Source organism: Bacteroides sp. (assembly GCA_036351255.1).
Classification (GTDB): Bacteria; Bacteroidota; Bacteroidia; order Bacteroidales; family UBA7960; genus UBA7960.
In genome coordinates, this window is the sequence record JAZBOS010000072.1 from 13,771 (window position 1) to 39,445 (window position 25,675).

Sequence of the window (25,675 nt, forward strand, 5' to 3'; positions counted from 1 at the left end):
TGGGGATGCCGAAGGATTTACTGCATGATACGCCGTTCGTTCAAGGCCCTTTGATAGCGACGGGCGTTGGCGAGATGCTCAGCATAGGTTTTGGCAAAAGCATGGTATCCGGAGAAGTCATCACGTGCGCAAAAAAACACATATTCGTGATCTTCAAAATTCAGCACGGCATCGATGATATGGGGTTCGGGCAGGCTGATGGGGCCAGGGGGTAAACCAGTATTTTTGTAGGTATTGTAAGGTGAATCAATTTCCAGATGACGGTGCAGAACACGATTCAGGCTGAAATCACCAACGGCAAAAACGATGGTAGGGTCGGCCTGCAAGGGGATGTTACGCTGGATCCGGTTGACATAAACCCCCGCAATGCGTTGCATTTCATCAGGCTTGCTGGTTTCCTGGCGGACAATGCTTGCCATGATGCCGACCTCCACCGGACTCATCCCAATCCGCTCGGCCTGTCTGCGGCGGCGTGTGTTCCAAAAGGCATCATACTCACGATGCATGCGGTCCAGCAATTGCCGGGCAGAAGTGTTCCAAAAAAACTCGTAGGTGTCGGGGATGAAAAGTAGCATGGCCGTTTCACGATTCAAGCCATATTCCTGCATAACCGCTTCATCGTTCAGCAGTTCCAGGATGGAGAGGGAGTCGGCCTCCAGGTAGGAGGAGATCACCCCGGCGAGTTGTTCACGGGTGCGTATGTTGTTAAATGTCACGTTAACAGGTTCTTGGGCACCCGACCGAAGCAGGTTGACCAGTTCATTGTTGCCCATGTCGTTAAAAATTTTGTAACGGCCAGGCAATACCCGGTTCGGGTAATTTTTCTTCTCTGCCACCCACTCAAAGGTTTTCTCATTTTGAATCATTTCTTCGCTGAGCAGGATGCCTTTCACATCTTCAAAAGTACTGCCTGTGGGGATGTACAGATAGGTAAAAGGGCGGTCGGTATGCACATTGGGCTTGAGAATGGCTACATAGGCCATATATCCTGCCACCAGGCCCACGACTAACAACAATGCCCCGGCAAGGGCCAATAGTTTAATGATTCGGCTCTTTTTTCTTCTGCTCATCGATTTTGGATGGGTAGTCTATTTTTAGCTAACGATAGGATTAACGATAAATTTTATGTCTTGTTTAATCGGCTTTGAGAATCAGTTGCAGGAAATGCTCAGTGACCCAGTTGCCTGCACGCCAGGCCCAATCTTCTCTTTTGCCGGTGATCTGAAATCCCGATTTTTGAAAAAGCCTCAGACTCCTGGTGTTATCTTCGTCGATGGTGCAGTAGAGCTGGTGGAGATTAAGAGAATTCCTTGCATAATCGCAGACAATCTCGAGGGCTTCGCTGGCATAACCTTTGCCCCGAAAATCGGCTTCAACCAGGATGCCTATTGCGGCCCTTCGGTGGTGAGCGTCGAAGTCAAAAAGATCAATGGCGCCACAGGCTCTGCCTTCCTGGTTCTCTATAATGAGCCTTAGCTGGGTGTCTTCATAAATGTTGTTTTGCGATCCCAGAACATATTGTTCGAGGAAGAACCTGGAAAAGGGCGTAATGGTGTTGCTGACCAGCCAGTTTTCGGCATCATTTTCCCAGCCGTAAAGGGCATCCACATCTTTAATTTCAACGGGTCGCAGGAGTATGTTTTTACCTTTCAGCATACAAAAATATTTTAGGGTTCAAAGGTCCCTGTGAAGACTTTTTCTACAGGCCCGCTCAGCCAGATATTGGTGAACACATGGTCAGCCTCCCGGGGAGGGGTAAAGCTTACCCTGAGATCGCCCCCCGGGGCCTTCAGGGTATACTGGTTTTCCGGATTGCGGAATCCGGCCTGCCAGGCTGCCAAAGCAATGGCCGTGGCACCGGTGCCGCAGGCAAGGGTTTCATTTTCAACGCCCCGTTCATAGGTACGCATCCTGATGGTTGTTTTATCGAGTACCTCGGCAAAATTTACATTGATGCCTTCGCTGGCGAAAGCGGCAGAAAAGCGCAGGTCCCTGCCCTCAGAAAAAACGTCTTTGTCCAGGATGTTTTCGGAAAAGATAACCAAATGTGGAGACCCGGTGTTCAGGACAAATTCCCTTTCCTGACCCTCAATTTGATGTACGTTATTCATCTGCAGGGAGATATCCCAGTTGCCTACTCCCTGATGGTTGATCACAGCCTCATGCAGGCCGTCAGCGGCCATAAATACAGTCTTTTCACCGATCAGGCCAAGCTCAGCTGCAAAAGCCACAATGCAGCGGCCACCATTGCCACACAGGCTGCCTTCACGGCCGTCGCTGTTATAATAAACCATGGCGAAATCAGCCTCCTTGCAGGCTATTAGCAACATCAGTCCATCGGCACCAGTGCCGTAATGCCTCTTACAAAGCCGGGAGATATGCTTCTCAGGGTCTTTGATTTGCTTATGGAAATGATCGCTGCGATCATCAATGATGATGAAGTCATTTCCGTCTCCGTGGAATTTGTGAAATGTCAGTGCCATCTTTCTTGGGTTTCTTCCAGTAATTCAACTTCGTTTGAAGGGATAAGGGGTTTGAAGTCCAGTGTCATGCTTAAGGGATAGTAATCTTCCAGGTATTTGATATAATAGGAACTTCCATCAGTATGCAGGCTGAAAGATTCAAGCTGATCCAAGCCATAAAAAACAATCTTGTTATGCGACATCTTATAACCCTGGTAGTTCAGGGGAGATAACCAGAACTCCACGATCATCATATTTTCCGGCTTCCCCTTCCGGGTGTAGTTTCCCAGGAGCGAGTCAAGTTGACTGATGGACGGATCTTTGGGCGTTACAGGGCCTTGGGTTGGCAGGCTATAGGCCCGTATCCCAAGAAGACTGTCCTTGGCCAGACGCATATTGCTGGTGGTTTCTGCTATGGTACCTTCCATTAGGGTCTGTCCTTCCTCAGCGTCCACTTTCGCCAGCAGCTCTGCCAGGTGAATTTCATCCAATGCTTCCGTGAGGGTATCAGGGGTTAAAGGATCCTTTGCCAGACTGTCTGCCATGCCCTTCAGACTGATGGTGTCGCTTAGCGTGGTCTGCTCCGCGTTTTGTTCCGGTTTGTAAGGGCCGGATGCTCGCGGAAATTCTTCACTGACCTGATAGCTTCCCGCTTGCTTATCATCCTGGAATATTTTGGCAAAATAATTCCAAAGGTTATGGGCAAAAACACTGTCATTTTGTCGGTTCGTATACCAATAAACGATGCCTGCACCTATGAAGAAGCCTATGACAAGTCCCAGGGCAATATAGGTAAAGCCAAAATCAGGTTTTCGCTGTTGCTGGTTCATTTCAGGCATAATCTGTTTCAAAAGTACAAAAAATCAAGGGATTCAGGGATTCTGATCCCTGATATTCATCAGGCTCCTATCAACTCATTTTCAGTGCTTAACTTTTTTTAACGGGGAAGAAAAGAACTTTTTAGGGCAACATACGTTTTTTGAATATAGATTTTAAAGATTATTAAGAAAAGTCATAGGCCTTAAGGCACATAATTTGCATGAATTTACAGGAATGTTTTCATCCGCTTTTGCATTCTTCCTGAATTGGAAATCCAAACAAAGCGGCAAGGAATCTGTTTAATTAAATGAAAAAATATTGCGCTATGAAAAGATTTTGGAGTTTATTTTTGGTAGCAATTCTGGCAAGTTTTCTTACACTTGGTCTGGATCGTTATGTTTTTAACAAGGAAACCAGAAGAGTAAAGGGTCTTATTGAATCGGGCGAATTAAATGCTCCGCCAGCTTCGCTTGCCCGTTATATTACCCAGCTGCCCACCACACTGCCCGACTTTACATTGGTGGCCGAGATGACGGTTAACTCCGTGGTCCACATCCGTACCACCTATGAGCGAAAAAGCAGTGTTTACGATGATTATTTCGGGATGCCCGATCCTTTCAGGGAGTTCTTTTTTGGCCCCCGGCGCCAGCAACCCAGCCAGGCTATTGTCGCCTCGGGTAGCGGCGTCATCATTAGTCAGGATGGCTATATTATTACCAATAACCACGTAGTTGCCGAAGCCAATACAGTTGAAGTGACCCTGAACGACAATCAAGTGTTTGAGGCCACCATCGTAGGCACTGATCCCACCACCGATTTGGCGGTCATCAAAATTGAGAAGGATGGTTTGCCCTTTCTTTCCTTTGGAGACTCTGACGAGGTCAGGGTGGGCGAATGGGTGCTTGCCGTGGGTAACCCCTTTAACCTGACTTCTACCGTTACCGCAGGTATTGTGAGCGCCAAAGGGCGTAACATCAATATCCTGGGGGGCGGCACTGCCATCGAAGCTTTTATTCAAACCGATGCTGCAGTGAACCGTGGAAATAGTGGAGGAGCCCTTGTCAATACCCAGGGCGAACTGATTGGTATCAATGCTGCTATAGCTTCCCAGACTGGTTCCTATGCGGGTTATTCCTTTGCCATCCCGTCGAATATTGCCCAAAAGGTTCTGGAAGACCTGCTAGAATTCGGGCAGGTTCAGCGGGGTATGCTGGGTGTGAATATCACCGAGATCAACAGCCGTCAGGCCGAAGAACTTGGCTTAAGCGCATTCCGCGGAGCCTATGTCGCAGGCGTGGTGGAAGGCAGTGCTGGTGAGGCTGCCGGACTGAAGGAAGGCGACCTGATTGTGGGCATTGATAACACAACCATCCACAGCCCCAGCGAGCTTATCGAAACCGTTGGCAGGAGAAGGCCCGGCGATGAGGTGATGGTTAAGTATATCCGCGATGGCCGCGAATATGAAGTCAAAGCTCGCCTGCAAAATATCTATGGTGAATTTACAATGGTCACTTCCGACCAGACTGCCTTATCGGAGAAATTTGGAGCCACTTTTGAAAAAGTTTCAGCGGAAGAACTGAAACGGTTAAACATTCGGCAAGGTGTGCGTGTTACTAATATTGCACGCAACGGGATATTCCGCGACGCAGGCATTCGCGACGGGTTTATTGTTACCCAGGTCGATCGCCAGCCTGTCGGAACCCCTGAAGAATTCAGCAGGGTGCTTGCCGGCAAGTCGGGCGGAATTCTTGTTGAAGGTGTATATCCTGACGGGCAGCGCGCGTATTATGGTATGGGAATCAAGTAAAATTCAGGACTTGGAATTCCGAAATATTTTTTGTACCTTTGTGCACCTTTTTGCACCCCCCTGTTTCTCAGGCACAACCTGCTACTTTGGATTAACTTACATAAACATTCATGAGACAATTAAAGATTTCTAAATCCATTACCAACCGCGACACCGCGTCCTTGGACAAGTATCTTCAGGAGATTGGGAAAGTGCCCCTGATCACAGCCGAAGAGGAAGTTCAGCTTGCCCAGCGCATTAAGCAGGGCGACCAGGCCGCTTTGGAGAAGCTGACCAAGGCCAACCTGCGTTTTGTTGTTTCGGTTGCTAAGCAATACCAGAACCAGGGCCTCAGCCTGCCCGACCTGATCAACGAGGGTAACCTCGGCCTGATCAAGGCCGCCAAGCGCTTTGACGAGACCCGTGGTTTTAAGTTCATTTCTTATGCAGTATGGTGGATTAGGCAATCTATTCTTCAGGCCCTGGCCGAACAGTCACGGATCGTTCGCCTTCCCCTTAACCAGGTCGGCTCGCTTAACAAGATCAAAAAAGAGGCTTCAAAACTCGAACAGAAATTTGAAAGACCTCCTTCAACCGAAGAACTTGCAGAAGCGCTCGACTTGCACGAAGACAAAATTGCAGAATCATTCCGCATCTCAACGCATCACGTTTCTGTAGATGCTCCGCTGGTTCAAGGCGAAGATGCAAGCCTGCTCGATGTTTACATCAACCAGGATTCTCCCAATGCTGATTCCAGCCTGATTCACGAATCACTGGCCAAGGAAATTCAGCGTTCACTGGCTACCCTGACTGAGAAGGAAAGGGATGTGATCAACCTGTATTTTGGCATTGGTATGAACCACGGCCTGACCCTCGACGAAATTGGGGCCAAATTTGACCTCACCCGCGAGCGCGTCCGACAGATCAAGGAAAAAGCCATCAGAAGGCTTAAGCATACTTCAAGAAGTAAGCTGTTGAAAGCTTACCTCGGACAATAAGGTTTATTTGTTAGGGTTTATTGAAGCTGTCCCGAAACCGTTCATACGGCTTTCGGGACAGCTTTTTTTTATCTCCCCAATGCTGCTTCTTCCCCTGGGTTTTTAATGGGGAAAGAATTTTAAAATGTAATTCAGATTGAACGTTCTGTGTTTTTTTATTCTTTTCAAACCAGGACCAGGGTCGTAGTTAATACGGTGTTTATTCGGTTTAAACCGAATAAACTCCGAATAAACTCCGAATAAACTATTTTTGAAGTAATATAATAATCTGATTATGAGATTTTTGTAAAAAGATAGGATTTACCTGATGGCTTCAATCTGGTATACAACTTCTTTTCTGCAGTGTTCAACCCTTTTGCACGCTTTTTGTTACTTTTATGTTCACTAAATTCTGAATGCTAAAATTCTATCCTATGAGATTTCGTTTTTCCCTCCTTTTGGTCATTGTTTTTCTTCAGTTTCTCGCGCTGCCTTTGATGGGGCGTGAGATCAAGATACAGGTGGCAGTCACCTCTGATGTGCACGCCCGGATCTTCCCCTATGATTTTGTGAATGACCGGCCGATGCAAACCTCCCTGGCCAATGTGCATTACCTGGTCCAGGCGGTGCGTACGCGGCCCGGGAGCAACCTTATCCTGCTCGATAATGGTGACCTCGTCCAGGGCACGCCAACGGCCTATTATGCCAATTTTGTGCAGGAAACAAAGCAACACCTCTTCAGCAGGATCATGAACCTGATGCAGTATGATGCGGCGACCGTGGGAAACCACGATATTGAAGCCGGTCCTGCGGTCTATAACCGGCTGAAGAAGGAGTTTCGCTTTCCTTACCTCGGAGCCAATGTGATTAATAAGGAAACCGGGGAGCCGTATTTTGAGCCTTACACCGTGATTCGGCGGCAAGGCGTCCGTATTGCTGTGCTGGGCCTTACCACAACGGGCGTGCCTAATTGGCTTCCGGAGCACCTTTGGGAGGGGCTCGAATTCCAGGAGATGGCTGAAGCAGCGGCCTATTGGGTGAAGCATATCCAGGAAAAAGAAAATCCTGATGCTATCGTTGGTTTATTCCATTCAGGGATGGGACCGGCAAATCCTGAGCCTTCACAATTCCCGCTGGAAAATGCTGTGCAGTATGTCGCCAGAACGGTTCCCGGTATTGATGTGATCTTTACCGGCCACGATCATCGCGAGCGAAATGAAATCATCACCAATGATGAAGGCGGAGAAGTCCTTATTGTAGGGCCGGGAAGATATGCTGAGAATCTTGCCGTTGCCGAGTTGACCTTCGACCGCATTTCCCGCAATGAGATTGAACTCTTAGGCAAGAAGGGCGACCTGGTCAGTACCCTGAATGTGGCTCCCAGCCAGGAATTCTTTCAGCGCTTTGAAAAGGATATCAATGCCATTGTGGATTTTGCTAACGAACCTGTAGGACGGCTTCGCAATGATCTGGCTTCCATTGAGGCCTTTTTTGGACCTGCCGCTTTTGTCGATCTGGTGCATGCCATCCAACTTGAAGCCACCGGGGCCGAGGTATCGTTTACGGCACCCCTTTCCTTCAATGAAACCCTGAAAGCGGGGATGTTGAGTGTGAGGGACTTCTTCAAGCTTTATCAGTACGAAAATTATTTGTACGTCATGGAGCTGACTGGGCAGGAGATCAGGGATTACCTTGAGTATTCCTATGGAATTTGGCTGAACCAGATGAAAAATGAGGATGATCATCTTTTGTTATTCCGTTTTGATGATGAGGGCAAGCCGGTTGTAGACTCCAACGGCAGGCACCGGCTGCGGCATCCCACCTTTAACTTCGATTCGGCTGCAGGAATCCGCTATACTGTTGATGCCAGCAAGCCCGCCGGGCAAAGGGTTGATGTCATTGCAATGGAAGATGGCAGTGCTTTCGATCTGCAAAAGAAATACAGGGTGGCCATCAATTCTTACCGTGGAAGCGGGGGAGGGGGTCACCTGACCGAGGGGGCAGGTATTCCGCATGCCCAGTTGCGTGAGCGTATCGTATTCTCGACAGAGAAGGATTTACGCACTGCCTTGATCGAATACTTCAGGGAACAAAAGGAAGTGGATCCTCAAGCCCGCGACAATTGGAAGATCATTCCTGAATCGTGGGCGGAAAAAGGCCGTAAGAAAGACCTGGAATTACTGAATCCCTGATCGTAAGAGGGCTTTGTTGATTTTCCTGGCAATGGCAGGGCCTGAGTAAATAAAGCCCGTGTAGACCTGAACCAGGCTGGCTCCCGCCCTGAGTTTTTCGAGTGCATCTTCGGCGGTCATAATGCCGCCTACCCCAATGATGGGTATTTTCCCTCCAGATTTCTCGTGCAGGTATTTTATGACCTGCGAAGAGGTTTCACGCAGGGGCTTCCCGCTAAGTCCACCGTTGCCAATTTGCTCTACCTGGGCGGCAGGGGTGCTTAGATGATAACGGAGGGTGCTGGTATTGGTGGCGATGATGCCGTCGATGCCAGTCTCTTCCACAATTTCAATGACCTCATCCAGCTGTCCGGTATTCAGGTCAGGGGCAATCTTCAGCAATACGGGCTTCTTTATGGGTTTGGAAAGGTTGATCTTTTGCACTGCATTCAGCAGGACAAGAAGTTCGTCCTTATCCTGCAATTTTGCCAGGTCGGCAATGTTGGGGCAACTGACGTTTACCACAAAATAATCCACCAAATCAAATAGTTCAGAAAAGCACCTGCAATAATCCTCAATGGCTTGATCGTTGGGGGTTAGGGTGTTTTTGCCAATGTTACCGCCGATGATCAGTTTGGCTTTATTCTTTCGCAGATTCGAGGCAAACACTTCGACCCCAGCGTTATTGAAGCCCATGCGGTTGATCAGCGCCTGATCAGCAGGGAGTCTGAACAGTCTGGGCCTGGGGTTCCCGGGCTGACCTTTTGGAGTAACGGTGCCGACCTCTACATGGGAGAACCCAAAGCAGGCCAACTCATTGAAGAGTTTGGCTTCCTTGTCGAAACCTGCAGCAATGCCTACGGGGTTTGGGAAACGGATACCAAAGACTTCCCGTTCGAGGGAAGGGTGATTTACTACATAGATTTTTTTCAGCAGCCAGGGCATCCCGGGAATGCGGCAGCCAAATCGCAGCAGGAAGCTGACAAAATGATGGATCTTTTCGGGATCGAAAAGAAACAGCAAGGGTCGGATGAGGCGCTGATACATAATGCGAAACTAAAAAAAAGTCCGGGATGTCCGGACTCTTATAAATTATTCTTTTTTGGCGGGTTTTTTTGCCGCCGGTTTTTTCTGTTTCTCAGGTTTTTCTTCTTTTGCTGGCTTTTCTTCAGGTTTTTCTTCCTGTTCGGGTTCCTCGGGCTTGATCATATCCTTCTCTAGCAGCAGGTTATACCAGGTAAAGACTTTCTTGATGTCAGAAATATAGACCCTGTCCTGGTCATAATCGGGCAGGATAGACTCAAAGTAGGCCTTCAGTTTTGCAGGATCTTCCTTCGCCTCAATGCATGATTTCCCATCTTCTTTCTCGTAGATTTTCAGGAGAATCTCTTTCAGCGGGATGTCTTCCGTTTGGGTAAAGATGCTGATATCTTCAAGGGCGCTGCTGCGATCAGAAAGGAATACCGGGATCTTTTTGCCATCGGTAAGCGATTCAGCCACCAGGCCGTTCTTTGTTTGGGAAATGACTTTATACAGCCCACTTTTCCCGGATATGGTCAGGATGTCACTTAAATCCATTGGTTAATTTTTTTATGGTCATTCAGCCTCTCGCTGATATAGATTGCAAAAGTAAGGATTATTTGTGAAACAGTATTTCCAATTTTAGGAGAACATCTGCAAGCTATGCAGTTTTTTGTAAATGCCATTTTTATCCAGCAGTTCCTGGTGGGTTCCCTGCTCAACGATTTCCCCCTCGTGCATAACACAGATCAGGTCGGCGTTGACTACGGTGGAAAGGCGGTGAGCCACCACAATAGAGGTGCGGTTTTGCATGATGTTGTGCAGGGCTTCCTGTACGAGTTTCTCCGATTCGGTATCCAATGCGCTGGTGGCCTCATCGAGAATCAGGATGGGCGGGTTTTTCAGGATAGCCCTGGCAATGCTGATGCGCTGTCGCTGTCCTCCCGATAATTTGCTGCCCCTGTCGCCTATATTGGTTTGATAACCTTCGGGGGTACGCTCTATGAACTCGTGGGCATTGGCCACCCGGGCTGCCTGTATCACTTCTTCTTCAGTAACCTCGCTATCACCAAAGGCAATGTTGTTGTAAAAGGTATCGTTGAAAAGAATCGGCTCTTGATTGACATTGCCCATCAGTGCCCTCAGGTCTTCAATCTTAACGTTGCGAATGGGAAAGCCATCGATCAGGATCTCGCCCATACTGGTATCGTAAAACCTGGGAATTAAATCCACAAGGGTGGATTTGCCTGCTCCTGACTGCCCTACCAGGGCCACCATCTGGCCCTTACGAATTGTCAGGTTGATGTTTCTCAGCACCGGTTCATTTTCATACTGGAAGCTGACGTTCTGCAGGGTGATCTCATTGTCGAAGGAAGTTTTGCTCAGGGCATCTGCAGGTTCTTTGATGGGATTCACTGCCTTCAGGACATCATCGATGCGGTCAGCTGAAGCCATGCCCTTTTGGATATTATAATAGGCCTGACTGAAGGATTTTGCAGGGTTGATGATCTGCGAGAATATGAGAAGGTATCCGATAAAGGCGTTTGGCGACAATCCGCCATGCCCCCTAAGTACCATGGCCCCACCAAAAAGCATAATGATGACCACCACCAGTGTGCCCAGAAATTCACTCATGGGCGATGCCAGGTAGTGCCTCCGGTAAAGCCGGTTCATCAGTCGCGTATATTTCTGGTTGAGGCCCCTGAATCTGCGATTCATCATTTCCTCGGCGTTGAAAGCCTTGATGACCCTAAGCCCGGTGATGGTCTCCTCCATAACCGACAGGATGGTGCCCAGGCGGCTTTGACTTCGCAAGGCGGTGGCGCGCAACGACTTCCCGACACGCCCGATCACCAGTCCGCTAAGGGGAAGCAGAATGAGTACAAACAAGGTTAACTGCGGGCTGAGCACCAGCAGGCTCGACAAATATACCAGAATGGTTATGGGCTCGCGGAACACCATTTCAAGGGAGCTGATCACACTGATCTCGATTTGGTGCACATCGTTGGTCATGCGCGAAATGATATCACCTTTCCTTTCGCGGGTATAATAAGCCAGGGGCAGGTCAATGGTTTTCTTGTACATGGCGTTGCGTATGTCCTTTACCACCCCGTTCCGGATTGGGGTCAGGAAATACATAGCCATATATTTGAAGCTATTTTTCATCAGACTGGTGACAATCACCACAACCCCAATGAGGATCAGGGCATAAAAAGGTCCATGGTTTTCAATCAGCCGGCTGATGTAATAGTTGAAATTGTGCATCAATGAGCTCAGCGAAAATGAGAAAGGCACCTTTTCGTAGACCATCTCCTGGATCTGAAAGAGAATTCCCAAAAAGGGAATGGCCATGGTGATTGAAAACAAAGAAAAGATGACCGACATCAGGTTGAAGATCACGTTGAGGGCGACTTTGCCCTTATAGGGAAGGATATATTGAATGATCTTGAGGAAATTCTTCATTGATACCAGGGGATGTTATTCCAGCGCCTTGGGTTTTATGCCGGTGTAATTAAAAGGGGTGATCTGTTTCAGGTTTTCTTTCTGTTCTTCACTGATATCCAGCGAATCGATGAATTGGTCCAGTGCTTCCCTTGTAATGGGCTGGTTGTTCCGTGTAAGGTCCTTCAGCTTTTCGTAGGGTTCAGGGTAACGGATCTTACGCAGGATGGTCTGTATGGCTTCAGCCACCACAGCGCTATTTTTCTCCAGGTCTTGATCCAGGGCCTCAGGGTTCAGGGAAACCTTATCCAGGCCGCGCAGGGTGCTTTTGAGGGCAATCAGCAGGTGTGCTAAGGGAACACCCATATTCCGGAGAACGGTAGAATCAGTGAGGTCGCGTTGCAGGCGAGATATGGGTAATTTGGCCGAGAGGTGCTCAAACAGGGCAATGGCTACCCCGGCATTGCCTTCGGCGTTTTCAAAGTCAATGGGGTTCACTTTATGGGGCATTGCCGAGGAGCCGACTTCGCCCTTGACCACTTTCTGCCGGAAGTACTCCATTGAGATATAAGTCCAGAAGTCGCGATCAAGGTCGATGATGATGGTGCAAATACGCTTCAGGTTATCGAAGATGGCCGCCAGCAGGTCGTAATGGTCAATCTGGGTTGTGGGGCAAGAGCGCTTCAGGCCCAGGCTGGCCGTAAATTTCTCTGCAAAAGCCATCCAGTCAATCCCAGGATAAGCTACATGATGGGCATTGAAGTTTCCGGTAGCTCCCCCGAATTTAGCCGGGAAAGATATTGCTTTCAGTTGTTCAAACTGCAGCCTGATCCTTTCGTGGAACACCAGGATCTCCTTCCCCAGCAGGGTAGGTGAGGCGGGTTGTCCATGCGTGCGGGCAAGCATCGGGACATCCTTCCATTGAATGGCCAGATCGTGGAGCTTTTTGAGAAGGTTTTCAACGACAGGGTAAATGACCTGCTCCAGGCCTTCCTTCAGCGAAAGCGGAATGGCAGTGTTGTTAATATCCTGTGAGGTCAGTCCAAAATGAACGAACTCCCTGTATTCCTGAAGCCCCAGCCGGTCGAAATGTTCCTTAAGGAAGTATTCAACGGCTTTGATGTCATGATTGGTTTTCGCTTCAATGTCCTTCACCTGTATGGCATCAGACTCAGAAAAATTCAAATTCAGTTTTTTTAATTCTTTGAGGCTTTCGGCGGGTAACCCCTTAAGTTCGGGTAAGGGGATATTATACAAGGCTTCGAAATAGGCAAGCTCAACCATCAACCTGTAACGAATGAGGGCCAGTTCAGAAAAGAAAGGGCTTAAGGCTGCAGTGGTCTTGCGGTAGCGCCCATCAATGGGTGAGATACAGGATAATCCCGCTTCTTTCATGGTTTTTTTGTCAAAGTTAATAAAACTGTTATTGTTTATTGAAAATACCCTTTGGCAAACCGATTTCGAAAAGGCATAAACAAAAAATCCGCAGGACTGGGCCCTGCGGATCCTTTGCTTGAGAATTGATTATTTCTTGCGGCGCTGGGCTTCCTGTTGTTTTTGAACCTGCTCCATGCGTTGCATCCATTTTGATTTCTTTACAGGCCTTTTCATGTTCTCCTGTATTTGTTTGTGCAGTTTGTCTTCGTTAATAAACTGCCGCATCAGGTAAACCTGACCAAAAGTAAGAACGTTGGTCAGGAAGTAATAGTAGCTCAAACCCGAAGCAAAATTGTTGAAAATACCCAGGAACATCACCGGCATGATGTACATCATGGTCTTCATGCCCGGCATCTGGTTGCTGGTGCCCATCATCTGGTTATTTACGTGGGTGTAAATAATGGTAGATATGGTCATCAGCAGCGTAAATAAGCTCACGTGGTCACCATAGAAGGGGATGTCGAAAGGCAGGTCGAGGATTGAGTCGTATGAGGAAAGGTCATCAGCCCAGAGAAAACTTTGCTGGCGCAATTCAATGGAGGCTGGGAAGAATCGGAACATCGCCAGCAGGATAGGTAGCTGCAAAACCATGGGTACGCATCCAGCCATCTGGTTGACGCCCGCCTTTTTATACAATGCCATGGTAGCCTGCTGCTTTTTCATGGCATCTTCTTTGTTGGGGAATTTCTTACTGATCTCCTCAATCTCAGGTTTAAGCAAACGCATCTTGGCCTGACCAATATGGGTTTTATAGGCGATGGGTATCAGGAAGATCTTCAGGAGGATGGTCAGGATGAGGATAATGATCCCGTAGTTGATGTTGAACCCGTCAAGGAAGTTAAACACCGGGATAATGGCATATTTGTTGATCCATGCCATGAGGAAAAAGTTCCATCCCAGGGGAATCTGTCTTTCCAGGTCCAGGTCGTAGTTTTTCAGGGTTTGGTAATGATTGGGGCCCAGATAAAGATCCATGGGGTAGAGGTTGTCGCCCCGGGGATCATAGGAGAGGTTCAGGCTTATGGAAGCAAACTTGGTATGTTCCTCATCGGTTTCCTCCACCATTTTACTTGAAACATCACCATTGTCGAAACCCCGCTGAGAGATCAGCGCAGCTGAAAAGAACTGCTGTTTGAACGAAACCCATCGGATGCTGGTGGGCAGCCGTTCCTCGCTATCGCGGGTCTCCCGCAAGCGCTCAACATCGTCGCTTGCATATTTGTAATAGAGCGTGGTGTTGTTCCGTTCGTTTTTCAGGCTCTTTTCCTGACGGGGCATCAGCATATGCCAGTCCAGGTTAAGGAAAGTGGTATTGTTGGCTATTACCGGTTGCATGCCCACGAAATTGATGTGGAAGTCAACCATATAATCGTCCCCTTTCAGGCCATAGAAATACTCAATATAACTAGGGGATTCAGGGGTGTGGGCTTCGGTATAGAGCCGCATAGAGAAGGCAGTAGAATCATTGCCTTCCACCATAATCTCGTTTTGACCTTCAAAACGTGGATCAGCATAGTAAGGTCTGAAAAACAATTCACCCGTCGAGATGCTTCGGTTTGCTGCAAAGAAATTCAGTGCGAACTCATTCTCGTCTCCTTCGAACAGCAAAAGAGGTTCTTTTTCCCAGGTCAGGTAATTTTTTAATTCGGCTGAATGGATATAACCACCGAGGGTGTTGATCTTCAACCTTAATACCTCGTTTTCAAGGGTGATTAATTCCTGTGTTCCGACGGCGGCATTTGCAAAACTACCCATGCGGTCGGCAATTTTCGCCTGCTGGGTGGAGTCCAGTTCGGAGATATCCTCGGCTTCGATGGGCTCAAAAAGATCTGCTGTGTCCTGCTGGGCTGCCTGCAGTTCCAGTTGCTTTTGCTCTTCGGTTTCCCGCTGCTGCTGGGCCAAGCTGATGCTGTCCTGAATGCGGCGGGTCTCCATGATTTCTTCCTGGCTGGGCCGCGTCCACAGGCTATAACCGATCAAAATAGCAGCAAGCAGAATAATCCCGATAATGTTGTCTCTGCTCATTCGATAAATTTTATTTTGGATTGCAAAGATAGTTTAATTGACCGTGCCACAATTGTTAAAGAAGGTAAAAATGCCTCTGCAGCCGGATAAATTTGCAGCATCAAGGATTTATTTCTCTGCATAACGGATGGCCGCTTCCACAAAGTTTACAAACAAAGGATGCGGATTAGCTACCGTACTTCTGTATTCCGGGTGAAATTGCACGCCAATAAAGAAGGGGTGCTCTTTCAGTTCCATGATCTCCACCAGGTTGGCCTGTGGATTTATCCCTGTGGCAAACATTCCGTGGCTTTCAAAATCATTGAGATAATGATTGTTAAACTCAAAACGATGCCGGTGGCGTTCCGAGATATTTTCAGTGCCATAGATACTGAAGGCAAGTGAGCCAGGCTTTACCTTACATGGATAAGCTCCCAGGCGCATGGTTCCTCCCTTCATGGTGACTTTCTTTTGCTCTTCCATGATGTCGATAACCGGGTGGTGGGTGTTGGGGTTCATCTCCGTTGAATGGGCATCTTTCATCTTCATGACGTTCCGGGCAAATTCAACCACGGCACATTGCATGCCCAGGCAAATACCCAGGAAAGGAATATCGTTCTTCCTTGCGTATGAGATGGCGGCAATCTTTCCTTCAATGCCCCGGTCGCCAAAGCCAGGGGCTACCAATATCCCCGATAAGCCTTCAAAAGAGGCTGCAGGATTATTTTCATCGATCTGCTCTGAGTGTATCAATTTCAGATTAACACGGCATTCATTGGTTGTGCCGGCATGTATCAGCGATTCAATGATCGATTTATACGAGTCAATAAGCTCAACATATTTTCCTACCAGTCCAATACTGACAGCTTTTGTTGGATGTTCCAGGCGTGAAATGAACTTTTCCCAACTTTCTAGGTCTGCCGGGCAGTTGCTTTTCATTCGCATTTTCTTCAGCACCACCTGGTCCAGTTTTTCCTCGCGCATCAGGATGGGTACCTTATAAATGGAACTTGTGTCAATCGATTCGATGACCGAAGTGGCCTCTACGTTGCAAAACAGGGCAATTTTATTGCGAATGTGATCGTTGAGGGGCCTCTCGGTGCGACAGACCAGGATGTCGGGTTGTACTCCATATTCCAGCATGGTTTTTACCGAATGCTGGGTGGGCTTGGTTTTGAGCTCCCTGGCTGCTGAAAGGTACGGTACAAGGGTTAAATGGATAACCAATGCCCTGGAGCCCAACTCCCATTTCAATTGCCTGATGGCTTCAATATAGGGCAGGGACTCAATGTCGCCAACAGTACCCCCGATCTCAGTGATAACAAAATCGTATTGGCCGCTTTTGCCCAGAAGCTTAATGGAATGCTTGATCTCATCCGTAATATGAGGGATCACCTGTACAGTTTCCCCAAGATAATCGCCCCGGCGCTCCTTTTCAATCACCGACTTATAGATTCGCCCGGTTGTGACATTATTTGCCTGGGAAGTGTTAACATTCAAAAACCGCTCGTAGTGTCCCAGGTCGAGGTCCGTTTCTGCTCCGTCTTCTGTTACATAGCATTCCCCGTGTTCGTAAGGGTTCAGGGTTCCGGGATCGATGTTGATGTAGGGATCAAGTTTCTGGATGGTTACAGAATAACACCTGGCCTGAAGGAGTTTGGCCAGGGAAGCAGATATGATCCCTTTTCCCAGCGAAGAGGTCACGCCCCCGGTAACAAAAATATATTTGGTCTGGTCTGTTGCCCTTGCCATGATTCCGTTTTTCTCTTTGGTTTTCCCTTACGAAAGGCAGTGAATTTACGGTTGCGAAAGTAAGAAAAGATTGCAGAAAATCACCCTTTTTAATAAATAATTAATTTGCAAAATATTAGCAGCAAGTTCATTATGTATTAGGTTTTTCCAAGCCATGTGATGTTTTAATCAATCTCACCAGGGTGAAGGACGAAGATTAACCATCCTTCCCCGGGTCTATACTTTAATCTCCGGATTTGCCTTTCGGTTCCGACTGGTTTTCTCGTAAGCTCTGAATATCCTCCGGATCTGCTGGTGTTTCAATAATCTGGCTTTTGATGACTTTTTTACGTTCAATTAACCTTTCATCGTTTTCTTCACCGATGGCCTTTTCTTCAATGATGGTCTCGCGGTCTTCCTCCGATTCCTTGGGCCAGAAACCAATTTTCCCAGATTTTTTTACAAGATAATATCCCCCTGCCAGGGCGAGGACTATAAATCCAATACCAATGATTTCGATGCCGGAATATTTGTCAAAATCCATGACAATCACCTTTCGGGCTACTGCAATGATGGCAACCAGCAAAACGATTTCAACGTGAATGACGTGTTCCTTGAAATATACCTTAATGGTGTCGAGCAATTCTATGCCTATCAATACCAGGAGAAAAACACTAAACAAGCCCATCAGCCCGTCCAGGTCTATCAGGAACCCATCAGAGGTAAGGATGGCCTTTATCACTTCGTATGCAAGCTGAAGGCTGGCGATGATCAGCAAAATAGACATCAGCGCGATCAGCAGTTGGATGATATATTTCTCCACTCGTTTTGTGATCGCGTTTAGTCTCGATGATTGCTTTTTACTTTTGTCCATATTCTTGGTTTTGCTTTTCTTCTGGAAAAGAAAAAGTAAAATTAAGAAAAAACACATTACCATTTGCCCCTCTTTCTTCGGGCTTTTTGCAATTGCTGGATTCCATGGGCGAAGATCAATATTGCTTTAATGAATGGACAGGAAAGGAATCATGTTGAAAAATTGAATTTTCCTGGCTAACTGTCCATTCTGATTAAGAAATTATTTTTTTGACATTTTGGAATTAATATTTATTTTTATTGTCAGTAAGCCTCAGGGGGATTCAAGTTGCCTGGGCCCGAAAAATTAGTATCTCTAAAAAACCCAAACGTATGGAAAGCATGAAGAGAATAGCCAGAATCACGCTGGGGCTCATTCTGTTGATTTATGGTGCCAATCATTTTTTTGAAAATTTCCTTGGGCTTACTCCTATGCCTGCTGAAGCCCAGAACATCCTGGTAAGCATGGGTTACTGGCTGATGTATGTGAAACTTTTCGAGATGCTTGTGGCCATTGCCCTGCTAACCAACCGCTTTGTCCCGCTCGCCTTGATTGTGCTGGCTCCAATCAGCATCAACATTCTTGCTTTTCATATCCTTTATGACCCAAGGGGAATCCTTCCGGGACTGATCGTTGCCTTGCTGACAGTATTCCTGATTTATCAGAATTTCGATTTTTACAGGCCTTTCCTGCAACGCAAGGCACACCTGAAATAAGGATCTCCTAGCTCCCCGGAAATGAGATTACGCCAGTTGATTTTAACGGGAAGTTAGTTTTTGAATAGAGGGCTGATTTTTATTCGGCTGCTGCCTTAATTTCTCTAATGGCCAAGGCAGGGCTGTCTGCACCGAAAACGGCGCTTCCTGCCACCAACACATTGGCACCGGCCTTTGCCAGTTTGCCGGAATTGGTTGCATCCACCCCTCCGTCCACCTCAATCAGCAGTTGGGGATTCATTTTTTCTTTCAACGCTTTTAACTCCTGAAGACGCCGATAGGTGCTTTCAATAAAGTTCTGTCCGCCAAATCCGGGGTTTACTGACATCAGCAACACATAATCTGCATCGGGAATAATGTCACTGAGCAGGCTTACAGGATTGTGTGGGTTGATTACCACTCCGGCTTTCATCCCCAGTTTCTTGATTTGCTGGATGCTGCTGTGAAGGTGGGGACAGGTTTCATAATGCACACTCAGCCAGTCTGCTCCTGCATCCTTGTATTCCTCAAGGTAGCGGTCAGGATTGCTGATCATCAGATGCACATCCAGGGGCTTTTTTGCGATCGCTTTGATCTGCCTGATGATAAAAAAACCAAAGGTGAGGTTCGGAACAAAATGCCCATCCATTACATCTACATGAAACAGGTCGGCCTGGCTTTCGTTTACCATTTCCACTTCTTTTCCAAGTTCCAGAAAATTGGCAGCAAGCAGGGAAGGGGCCAGAAGAACAGACATAATGAAAATGAAAAGTGAGAAATGAAAAGTGAAAAATGATGGTTTATCCCAAATAAGGTTTTAGGTTCTTGCAGCGGGAGAAATGCTTGAGTCGCCTGAGGGCTTTTTCTTTGATCTGCCTGGCTCGCTCGCGCGTGAGGTCAAGCTTTTCGCCAATTTCTTCCAGGGTGTGGGGTTGCAATCCACCCAATCCGAAATAATAGCGGATTACTTCAGCCTCCCGGGGGGTAAGGGTTGAAATGGCCCGTTCTATTTCATCCTTCAGCGAGTCATATAGCAGGTTGTTCTCTGGCATGTCGGCCTCTTCATTGGTGAGCACCTCATACATGTCGTTCTCTTCACCCTGAATTAGCGGGGCATCCATGCTAACATGCCGTCCGGCGTTTTTAAGTGACTCCTTTACTTCTTCCTCAGGCATATCGAGCAGCTCAGCGATTTCGTGCGGGAAAGGCTCGCGCTCAAGCTTCTGCTCCAGCAAGGAGAATGCCTTGTTGATCTTGTTGATGGTGCCGATCTTATTCAGCGGCAGGCGAACAATACGCGCCTGCTCAGCAAGGGCCTGTAAAATGGACTGCCTGATCCACCAAACCGCATAGGAGATGAACTTAAAACCCCGGGTTTCGTCAAACCGCTGTGCAGCCTTCATCAAACCCAAATTGCCTTCGTTGATCAGGTCGGGGAGACTCAGTCCCTGGTTTTGGTATTGTTTCGAAACAGAAACAACAAAGCGAAGGTTGGCTTTGGTAAGTTTTTCCAAAGCCGCCCTATCGCCTTGCTTTATTTTCTGTGCCAGAATAACTTCCTCTTCGGCCGAGATTAACCCGACCCTGGCAATTTCCTGCAGGTACTTGTCGAGGGAAGCAGTATCCCTGTTGGTAACCTGCTTGGATATTTTAAGTTGCCTCATAAGCTTGCCAGAAAAGATGTTATTCTATTCTACGGAATTCTCCACAAAAAGTTTACACCCGGCAAAGCCTGTGCTTCAGAATCAGTCTTTTTTGGGCTGATCCCTGGGAATAAGCACTTTGCGCGAGAGTTTCAGCTTGCCTGTCTTTTTGTCCAGGTCCAGAAGTTTAACCTCGATCTTGTCGCCAACCTTAAAGCCGCTGTCCTCCACTTTCTCAAGCCTTCTCCATTCGATCTCGCTGATGTGCAGCAGGCCTTCCTTACCGGGAATGATCTCAACGAACATCCCAAAGGGTACGATGCTCTTGATGGTGCCTTCATAAATCTCACCAATTTCAGGTACGGCAATGATTCCTTTGATTTTGTTGATTACAAAGTCAATGGATTCCTTGTCATCCGAAACGATATCGATCACACCGTAATCCCCAACCTCCTCAATAACAATGGTTGAACCGCTTTCACGCTGCATCTCCTGGATGACTTTTCCACCGGGGCCAATGATGGCGCCAATAAATTCCTTGGGAATGGTCATCTTGACAATGCGCGGCACGTGAGGCTTGTAATCGGCACGGGGCTCGGAAATGGTCTTGACCATCTCGCCCAGGATGTGCATACGGCCTCTTTTGGCCTGCTCAAGGGCTTCGGCCATCAGGTCGTAGCTGAGACCATCAATCTTGATGTCCATCTGGCAGGCGGTGATGCCATCGCGCGTACCCGTTACTTTAAAGTCCATGTCGCCCAGGTGGTCTTCATCACCCAGGATATCTGACAAAATAGTATAACGGTTGGTGTCAGGGTCTGCAATCAGTCCCATGGCAATACCTGATACCGGTTTGCTGATCTTAACACCGGCATCAAGGAGGGCAAGGGTTCCTGCACAAACGGTAGCCATCGATGACGAACCGTTCGATTCAAGGATGTCGGAAACGATCCGAACGGTATAAGGGTTATCGTTGCCATTGGGCAGGACGGGTTTCAGTGCGCGCAGGGCCAGGTTTCCGTGACCGATCTCACGCCTGCTGGTGCCCCGCATCATCTTGACCTCACCTGTGCTGAATGGCGGAAAGTTGTAATGCAACAGGAACTTGTTCTTGCCTTCAAATACAGCTCCGTCAATGGTTTGCTCATCCAGTTTGGTCCCCAGGGTTACAGTCGTCAGTGATTGCGTTTCTCCGCGGGTAAAGATCGCAGAACCATGGGCGGCAGGCAGGTAATCCACCTCTGACCAGATCGGGCGGATCTCATCAGGTTTGCGGCCATCCAGACGAATCTTCTCATCCAGGACCAGGTTGCGCACAGCTTCTTTCTGGATCTTTCCAAAATATTTCTTGATCAGGGGCGCTTTTTCTTGCTGTTCTTCTTCGCTGTACTGGGCCATAAACTCATCCCTGAGGACGTCCATGGCTGCCTTGCGTTCGGCTTTGCCATCGGGACTCTTGGCCTGGGCATACACCTTGTCGTACAAAGCGGTTTTCATCGCTTCGTAAAGCGATTCATCTCCCGCTTCCGCAGGATACTCCCGTTTTTCTTTCGATTTTTCAACCATTGCCGCCAGATCAAGCTGCGCCTGGCACTGAACCTTAATGGCCTGGTGGGCCACTTTAATGGCCTCGATCATATCATTTTCCGAGACTTCCTTCATCTCGCCTTCTACCATCACAATGTTGTCCAGCGTTCCGGCTACCATGATCTCGATGTCGGCCTCAGCAAGGTCAGTGATTGTAGGGTTGATGACGAATTTTCCATCAATACGGGCTACTCTTACTTCAGAAATGGGCCCGTTGAAGGGAATATCTGATACCGCCAGGGCTGCTGAAGCAGCAAGACCTGCAAATGCATCAGGCAAATTGTTCTTTTCTGCCGAAATCAGGGAAATAAGGACCTGGGTCTCGGCGCGATAACCGTCGGGGAACATCGGACGAAGCGCCCTGTCAACCAAACGGGATATCAATATCTCATATTCTGAGGGGCGTGCTTCACGCTTGAAAAAACCACCCGGGAAACGCCCTGCGGCAGCATATTTTTCCTGGTAATCAACAGACAGGGGTAAAAAATCCTGACCTTCAACCACATCTTTCTTAGCCACTACAGTAGCCAACAGCATGGTTTCGCCCATCTTTACAACAACAGATCCGTCAGCCTGCTTGGCAAGCTTCCCGGTTTCAATGGAAACGATCCTTCCGTCTCCTAAATCAAACTCTTTTGTAATTCCAATCTTAGTCGTCGACATTTTCTTTTTCTTTCTTAATTTCTGTTTCTAATAATTCTCGTCTTGTTTTCTTTTTTCGGTTTTTCGTGCAAAAGGTGTTAAAATTAATACAATAAGTTGGGAAAATCAACAACAATCTTATGCAGATACCGGTTTTTCTTTTTGTCTGAAAAAAAAAACAGGCAACTAAATTTTTAATTGCCTGTTTCTTACGAAGTTTTAATTACTTCCTGAGGTTCAGTTTCTTAATGATTTCCCTGTAGCGTTCTATTTCCTTGCTTTTCAGGTAATCAAGCAGTCTTCTTCTTTTTCCTACCAGGAGAATCAGCGAGCGCTGCGTGCCTTTATCCTTCTTGTTGGCTTTCAGGTGCTTGGTCAAGTGATTGATCCTGTGGGTGAAAAGGGCAATCTGGCCTTCAGGTGAACCAGTATTGGTATCTGAACCACCATACTGCTGGAATATTTCTTTTTTTGTTTCTGAGGTTAAATACATGGTATTGAGCAATTTTATTTCCTGGTTTTCTAAATTCTCCTTCGTTTTTCAGGCTTGCAAAGATAGTAGATTCTTTTTATTTAGCAAACTAATTTGGCGTCTTTTTTTCTTAAAACAACGTGCCAACGATTGAGGCTATTTGTTTTCTGCTTCAACCTCCAGCAGGCTGGTTTTAAAATACTGGTATATTTCGGCCATTTTAGGCCAGAATTCCTTCAGGATCTCCCGCGCAGCTTCCTCTTCGGGCTGTCCTTCCACAGATGCCATCAGGTTCACGAAATTTTTTACCACCAGGTAAAGCGAGCGCTCCATTTGCTGCAGTGCTTCCGCAAGGAGTCCTGCCTTTTCCGTTTCCGAAAGGGAGTCCTCATCGGTCTCTGAAAGGGCCTGCTCCAGGCTGATCAATTCGTATTTAATGTCGGAAGCAGTCATGATCAGGCTGCGGCAATGCCCCCTGATAGCAGCCTCAACATTGCCGCTGCAGGGGCAGCGCAATATTTTTTCATCCAGTTGAGCGCCCGCAAGGGTTAACTCCCACTGGTAGTCATATAAGGGTTTTAGCGCAGCTCTCATAGGGCATATTTTGATGGTTGTTCCGTTCAGGATCAAAGTATCAAAAACCAGGCCAATCCTTAATGACCTTTGGGCTTAAATCACGGGTTTCAGCCTTTCACGATCTAACTGACTATTCGTTCTTCAGGTATTTTACCTTCCCCTCGTCCCATTTATCCTTAGGTGTGGCGTGGACAGCAGGGAAACCAACTGGCACCACATTGAGGGGAATAATGTGGTCAGGCAGGCCAAGGGCATTGCTAACAGTGGCGATCCGTTCGGCATAAGGATACACCCCGGTCCATACCGCCCCAAGCCCCAGCGACTGAGCGGCCAGCAAAAGGTTTTGGGTGGCCGCCGAACAGTCCATTACCCAATTATGCACCTGTTCTTCATTGGGATTGCCCTTGCGGGTATCGCCGCAAACAACGATAGCCAGGGGGGCATGTTCAAGCATTGTGGCTGAGGGCAGATCTTCCGAAAGCTTTTTCAACAGTTCACCGTCTTCCACCACAAAAAACAACCAGGGCTGGACATTCCTTGAGGATGGGGCCGCCATGGCAGCCTTCAGAAGCATTTCAATCATTTTGGCAGGAACAACTTCTTCGGTATAGCTGCGAATGCTCGTCCGTTCGTGAATTGTTTTCAGGGTTTCATTGGGATGCTGGCTCATGGCGATGTGGGGATTAATTACCAGTAATACAGCCAATAAAAAAAAAGCCGGCCAAATCAAGGGTTTAAAAATAACTTTTTGCATGGAAAATATTGTCAGTGCTCAATATTCTTGTGTAAAGTTAATATATATGCCCTATGAAATATCTATTGTTGATAACTTGCAGGTTTTCCACATTTCTGTTCGAAAGTTTCAATGAAATTCTCATGAATATTCCTGAAATTTGAAAAAAAATCTGATATGAGAATAGCCCTGAACTTCATACTTGTTTTACTTGCCTCCGGCCTTTTTGCACAGGCGGATACCACTTACCGCAGCTATTTTTATGAACAGCGGCAGTCGATGTTCGAACTGCTCCCTGATGGCGAAGGCGAGATCATCATGCTGGGCAACAGCATTACTAATGTTGGCGCCTGGGAAGAACTGCTGCAGAATCCTCGCGTGAAGAACCGGGGCATTTCGGGCGACAATACCTTTGGAGTATTGGCTCGTTTGGACGAAGTGTTGTCGTCCAAACCCGCCAAGATCTTTATCCTTATCGGCATCAACGACATTGCCCAAAACAATTCGCCCGAAGTGATCCTTTCCAACTATCGAAAAATCATACAGCGCATCATCAGGGATTCTCCCTCCACTTCCATTTATGTTCAAAGCCTTTTCCCTACAAACAATGGTTTTACACGCTTTACAGGCCACCAGAACAAGGACGATAAGATCCGCGCCGTCAATGCGGGTATCGCCAGTCTGGCCATCGAATTCGGCCTGACCTTCATTGACCTCTACCCCAAGTTTCAGGACGCTGAAGGCAAGCTCGACACCCTCTACACCAACGACGGCCTGCACCTTTTAGGGGCGGGATATGTTAAATGGGCAGAAATCCTAAAGCCTTACGTGGAGGAATAAGGGGAACCTCGCCAGCCGATTGTATTAATTCTTTTTGATCCCTTCTCAAAAATTCCAGGGTCCCGTTCAAGAACCAGGGTGCAAACTGGTCTCTGGCAAGGTATGGGTTCAGTCGGGTTTTAGTCGTTTTAAAACGGTTGAAACCCGACTAAACCCCGACCATGGTATGGGGATGGTACGGCCCTTTTCCCAAAGAAAATAAAAAGTGCCTTGCCGGAATGCCTGCTCCTGAAGCAAAAAAAACAGGAGTCAGGTGGTCCTGGCTCCTGAGGAAAATTTTTTTCCTGATATATGGAAATATTGCCCTTATTCGGTTGAAGCATAAACCTTCTCACCATTGACAAAGGTATATTTGATGGGGAGGGTCAGGATTTCTTCGGCGGGCATTGTCATCAGGTCTTTTTCCACCACGATGAAGTCGGCGAATTTGCCGGGTTCGAGGCTGCCTTTCTCATCTTCTTCGAACTGGGCTTTTGCGGCCCAGATGGTCATTCCACGGAGGGCCTGCTCGCGTGTAAGGGCGTTTTCCATCTGGAAACCTCCTTCGGGATAGCCGTCACGGTTTTTACGGGCAAAGGCGGCGTAGAAACCATAGAGGGGGTTTATGTGTTCGACAGGGAAGTCGCTGCCGTTGGGCAGCCAGCCGTTTTGCCCGAGCAGTTGCTGGTAGGCATAAGCCCCTTCCAGGCGTTCGGCACCGATGCGGTCAAGGGCCCAAATCATATCGCTGGTGGCGTGGGTGGTCTGGATGGAGGGGATGATGCTGTATTTGCCAAATAAATCGA

At 47.7% G+C, this 25,675-nt stretch carries 23 protein-coding genes; 5 read left to right on the top strand and 18 right to left on the bottom strand.

Features of this window, described 5'->3' with window-relative positions; all coding sequences use genetic code 11:
• Nucleotides 1-17 precede the first annotated feature (17 nt).
• The 4 genes from mltG to V2I46_06535 all read right to left on the bottom strand — a co-directional run bounded on the left by mltG (nucleotide 18) and on the right by V2I46_06535 (nucleotide 3,292).
• The gene (mltG, locus tag V2I46_06520) at nucleotides 18-1,070 is read right to left on the bottom strand and encodes an endolytic transglycosylase MltG (GenBank protein ID MEE4177148.1); all 1,053 of its coding nucleotides are present in this window, start codon (nucleotides 1,068-1,070) and stop codon (nucleotides 18-20) included.
• A gap of 64 nt (nucleotides 1,071-1,134) precedes the next feature.
• Nucleotides 1,135-1,656, bottom strand: a complete 522-nt coding sequence (locus V2I46_06525) for a GNAT family protein (GenBank protein MEE4177149.1) — start codon at nucleotides 1,654-1,656, stop codon at nucleotides 1,135-1,137.
• Nucleotides 1,657-1,667: 11 nt separating this feature from the next.
• On the bottom strand, nucleotides 1,668-2,483 hold the full coding sequence (dapF, locus tag V2I46_06530) for a diaminopimelate epimerase (protein ID MEE4177150.1): 816 nt from the start codon (nucleotides 2,481-2,483) through the stop codon (nucleotides 1,668-1,670).
• On the bottom strand, nucleotides 2,474-3,292 hold the full coding sequence (locus V2I46_06535; protein ID MEE4177151.1) for a hypothetical protein: 819 nt from the start codon (nucleotides 3,290-3,292) through the stop codon (nucleotides 2,474-2,476). Before V2I46_06535 ends, dapF begins: the two co-directional genes overlap by 10 nt.
• A 314-nt stretch (nucleotides 3,293-3,606) precedes the next feature.
• Here V2I46_06535 and V2I46_06540 point away from each other — a divergent pair, with 314 nt between their 5' ends.
• The 3 genes from V2I46_06540 to V2I46_06550 all read left to right on the top strand — a co-directional run bounded on the left by V2I46_06540 (nucleotide 3,607) and on the right by V2I46_06550 (nucleotide 8,236).
• Nucleotides 3,607-5,088 carry a Do family serine endopeptidase gene (locus V2I46_06540; protein MEE4177152.1) on the top strand — a complete coding sequence of 494 codons (1,482 nt, stop codon included), beginning with the start codon at nucleotides 3,607-3,609 and terminating at the stop codon, nucleotides 5,086-5,088.
• 110 nt (nucleotides 5,089-5,198) lie between these two features.
• Entirely contained in the window at nucleotides 5,199-6,065 is an 867-nt protein-coding gene (locus tag V2I46_06545) for an RNA polymerase sigma factor RpoD/SigA (protein ID MEE4177153.1), read from the top strand.
• A 413-nt stretch (nucleotides 6,066-6,478) separates the two neighbouring features.
• A complete protein-coding gene (locus V2I46_06550; protein MEE4177154.1) occupies nucleotides 6,479-8,236 on the top strand; it encodes a bifunctional metallophosphatase/5'-nucleotidase in 1,758 nt (585 codons plus the stop codon).
• Here the strand turns inward: V2I46_06550 and V2I46_06555 are convergent.
• The 7 genes from V2I46_06555 to V2I46_06585 form a co-directional block, all read right to left on the bottom strand.
• Nucleotides 8,222-9,262 (bottom strand): quinone-dependent dihydroorotate dehydrogenase, encoded by a 1,041-nt coding sequence (locus V2I46_06555; GenBank protein MEE4177155.1) that lies wholly within the window; start codon nucleotides 9,260-9,262, stop codon nucleotides 8,222-8,224. The two genes, V2I46_06550 and V2I46_06555, sit on opposite strands and share 15 nt — an antisense overlap.
• A 45-nt stretch (nucleotides 9,263-9,307) precedes the next feature.
• Entirely contained in the window at nucleotides 9,308-9,793 is a 486-nt protein-coding gene (locus V2I46_06560; GenBank protein ID MEE4177156.1) for a DUF5606 domain-containing protein, read from the bottom strand.
• Between the two features lie 84 nt (nucleotides 9,794-9,877).
• Complete coding sequence (locus V2I46_06565) at nucleotides 9,878-11,698, bottom strand: ABC transporter ATP-binding protein (protein MEE4177157.1); 1,821 nt, start codon at nucleotides 11,696-11,698, stop codon at nucleotides 9,878-9,880.
• A gap of 15 nt (nucleotides 11,699-11,713) precedes the next feature.
• Nucleotides 11,714-13,072, bottom strand: coding sequence for an adenylosuccinate lyase (purB, locus tag V2I46_06570; GenBank protein MEE4177158.1), 1,359 nt, complete (start codon nucleotides 13,070-13,072; stop codon nucleotides 11,714-11,716).
• 129 nt (nucleotides 13,073-13,201) lie between these two features.
• Nucleotides 13,202-15,139 carry a membrane protein insertase YidC gene (yidC, locus tag V2I46_06575; protein ID MEE4177159.1) on the bottom strand — a complete coding sequence of 646 codons (1,938 nt, stop codon included), beginning with the start codon at nucleotides 15,137-15,139 and terminating at the stop codon, nucleotides 13,202-13,204.
• 108 nt (nucleotides 15,140-15,247) lie between these two features.
• Nucleotides 15,248-16,870, bottom strand: coding sequence for a CTP synthase (locus V2I46_06580; GenBank protein MEE4177160.1), 1,623 nt, complete (start codon nucleotides 16,868-16,870; stop codon nucleotides 15,248-15,250).
• Nucleotides 16,871-17,093: 223 nt separating this feature from the next.
• Nucleotides 17,094-17,723, bottom strand: coding sequence for a phosphate-starvation-inducible PsiE family protein (locus V2I46_06585; protein ID MEE4177161.1), 630 nt, complete (start codon nucleotides 17,721-17,723; stop codon nucleotides 17,094-17,096).
• Between the two features lie 311 nt (nucleotides 17,724-18,034).
• Here V2I46_06585 and V2I46_06590 point away from each other — a divergent pair, with 311 nt between their 5' ends.
• Nucleotides 18,035-18,418 carry a hypothetical protein gene (locus tag V2I46_06590; GenBank protein ID MEE4177162.1) on the top strand — a complete coding sequence of 128 codons (384 nt, stop codon included), beginning with the start codon at nucleotides 18,035-18,037 and terminating at the stop codon, nucleotides 18,416-18,418.
• A gap of 79 nt (nucleotides 18,419-18,497) precedes the next feature.
• Here the strand turns inward: V2I46_06590 and rpe are convergent, their stop codons facing one another.
• From rpe to V2I46_06620, 6 genes are all read right to left on the bottom strand, one after another.
• Nucleotides 18,498-19,154 carry a ribulose-phosphate 3-epimerase gene (rpe, locus tag V2I46_06595; GenBank protein MEE4177163.1) on the bottom strand — a complete coding sequence of 219 codons (657 nt, stop codon included), beginning with the start codon at nucleotides 19,152-19,154 and terminating at the stop codon, nucleotides 18,498-18,500.
• Nucleotides 19,155-19,197: 43 nt separating this feature from the next.
• On the bottom strand, nucleotides 19,198-20,061 hold the full coding sequence (locus V2I46_06600; protein MEE4177164.1) for a DUF3793 family protein: 864 nt from the start codon (nucleotides 20,059-20,061) through the stop codon (nucleotides 19,198-19,200).
• Between the two features lie 81 nt (nucleotides 20,062-20,142).
• Nucleotides 20,143-22,290, bottom strand: coding sequence for a polyribonucleotide nucleotidyltransferase (pnp, locus tag V2I46_06605; GenBank protein MEE4177165.1), 2,148 nt, complete (start codon nucleotides 22,288-22,290; stop codon nucleotides 20,143-20,145).
• 202 nt (nucleotides 22,291-22,492) lie between these two features.
• Complete coding sequence (rpsO, locus tag V2I46_06610; GenBank protein ID MEE4177166.1) at nucleotides 22,493-22,762, bottom strand: 30S ribosomal protein S15; 270 nt, start codon at nucleotides 22,760-22,762, stop codon at nucleotides 22,493-22,495.
• A gap of 135 nt (nucleotides 22,763-22,897) precedes the next feature.
• A complete protein-coding gene (locus V2I46_06615; protein ID MEE4177167.1) occupies nucleotides 22,898-23,335 on the bottom strand; it encodes a hypothetical protein in 438 nt (145 codons plus the stop codon).
• A 112-nt stretch (nucleotides 23,336-23,447) separates the two neighbouring features.
• Nucleotides 23,448-23,987, bottom strand: coding sequence for a nitroreductase family protein (locus V2I46_06620; GenBank protein ID MEE4177168.1), 540 nt, complete (start codon nucleotides 23,985-23,987; stop codon nucleotides 23,448-23,450).
• 240 nt (nucleotides 23,988-24,227) lie between these two features.
• Here V2I46_06620 and V2I46_06625 point away from each other — a divergent pair, with 240 nt between their 5' ends.
• Nucleotides 24,228-24,890 carry a GDSL-type esterase/lipase family protein gene (locus tag V2I46_06625; GenBank protein MEE4177169.1) on the top strand — a complete coding sequence of 221 codons (663 nt, stop codon included), beginning with the start codon at nucleotides 24,228-24,230 and terminating at the stop codon, nucleotides 24,888-24,890.
• A 306-nt stretch (nucleotides 24,891-25,196) separates the two neighbouring features.
• Here V2I46_06625 and V2I46_06630 read toward each other — a convergent pair.
• A partial coding sequence (locus V2I46_06630; GenBank protein MEE4177170.1) for an amidohydrolase family protein occupies nucleotides 25,197-25,675 on the bottom strand: 479 nt, incomplete at its 5' end.